This is a genomic window from Mesorhizobium sp. M1D.F.Ca.ET.231.01.1.1, assembly GCF_003999155.2.
Lineage (GTDB): Bacteria > Pseudomonadota > Alphaproteobacteria > Rhizobiales > Rhizobiaceae > Mesorhizobium.
This window is the reverse complement of record NZ_RZOZ02000134.1, coordinates 1-346: the sequence shown is the minus strand read 5'-3', so window position 1 is coordinate 346 and position 346 is coordinate 1. Positions and strand designations below refer to the sequence as shown.

The 346-nt window shown below is 70.5% G+C and carries 1 protein-coding gene; it reads left to right on the top strand.

Annotation, left to right across the window (positions count from 1 at the left end):
• On the top strand, positions 1 to 346 hold a 346-nt coding region (locus tag EN874_RS32640), incomplete at both ends, for a helix-turn-helix domain-containing protein (RefSeq protein WP_145971771.1).

The following is a 346-nucleotide window of genomic DNA, read 5'->3' as shown; positions in this document are numbered from 1 at the left end:
GGTCGCGGCGCGCCCGAGGCGGCGCTTGCCGATCTCGCCAGGCGCGCCGGCTTCGACAAGGCTACGACGCGCCGGCTGCTGGTCTCGCTCATCGAGCACGGGCTGGTGGAGCAGGACGAGACCACGCGGCTCTATCGCCTGGGGGCCGGCATCGCGCGGCTGGCGCTGTTGCGCGAGGCGCAGTTTCCGTTCCTGCGCATGGCGGCGCCGGTGGTCGAGGCGCTGGCGGCGGAGACCGGCGAGACCGTGCATCTCTCGGAATATTCGAAGCGGGGCCTGATCACCGTTCAAGTCGTCGAATCGGCCAAGGCCAACCGTGTCAGCGTGCAGCTCGGCGATGTGCTGC